This window comes from Geodermatophilus sp. SYSU D01186, from assembly GCF_054050215.1.
Window position 1 is genome coordinate 1 of record NZ_JBJGYW010000076.1, and the last position, 1084, is coordinate 1084.

1 protein-coding gene is annotated in these 1084 nt (G+C 73.2%); it reads right to left on the reverse strand.

What is annotated here, in order from left to right:
* Positions 1-1084: bifunctional 3,4-dihydroxy-2-butanone-4-phosphate synthase/GTP cyclohydrolase II (locus ACI784_RS25220; RefSeq protein WP_457015335.1), on the reverse strand; the 1084-nt coding region annotated here is incomplete at both ends.

The following is a 1084-nucleotide window of genomic DNA, read 5'->3' on the forward strand; positions in this document are numbered from 1 at the left end:
GCGGTGACGTGGCTGGGCAGCGGCACCCGGCCGGTGATCTTCAGGCCGTAGCCCTCCAGGCCGGCCCGCTTGGCGGGGTTGTTGGTCAGCAGCCGCATGGTGTGCACGCCCAGGTCGACCAGGATCTGCGCGCCGGTGCCGTAGTCGCGGGCGTCGGCGGGCAGGCCCAGGTCGAGGTTGGCGTCGACGGTGTCCACCCCGGCGTCTTGCAGCTGGTAGGCCTGCAGCTTGTGCAGCAGGCCGATGCCGCGGCCCTCGTGCCCGCGGATGTAGAGCACCACCCCGCGGCCCTCCTGGGCCACCGCGGCCAGCGCGGCCTGCAGCTGCGGGCCGCAGTCACAGCGCAGCGAGCCGAACACGTCGCCGGTCAGGCACTCGGAGTGCACCCGGACCAGCACGTCGGAGCCGTCGGAGATGTCGCCGTAGACGAACGCGACGTGCTCGCGCTCGTCGTAGGAGGAGCGGTAGCCCACCGCGGTGAAGGTGCCCGGGGCCAGCGGCACGGTGGCCTCGGCGACCCGCTCGACCAGCTTGTCGAACCGCTTCCGGTAGGCGATCAGGTCGGCGATGGTGACCAGGCACAGGTCGTGCTCGTCGGCGAAGACCCGCAGCTCCTCCCCGCGGGCCATGCCGATCGGGTCCTTCTCGCTGACCAGCTCGCACAGCGTGCCCGAGGGCCGCAGCCCGGCCAGCACCGCCAGGTCCACCGCGGCCTCGGTGTGCCCGGGCCGGCGCAGCACGCCGCCGTCGCGGGCGCGCAGCGGCACGATGTGCCCGGGCCGGGCCAGGTCGGCCGAGGTGGTCTCCGAGCCGGCCAGCAGCCGGATGGTGTGCGCCCGGTCGGTGGCCGAGATGCCGGTGGACACCCCCTCGCGGGCGTCCACGGTGACGGTGTAGGCGGTGCCCCGGCGGTCCTGGTTGACCCGGAACATCGGCGGCAGGTCCAGCCGGTCGGCGTCCTCCTCGGTGACGGCCACGCAGATGTAGCCCGAGGTGTAGCGCACCATGAACGCCACCAGCTCCGGCGTGGCCAGCTCCGAGGCGAAGATCAGATCGCCCTCGTTCTCCCGGTCCTCGTCGTCCA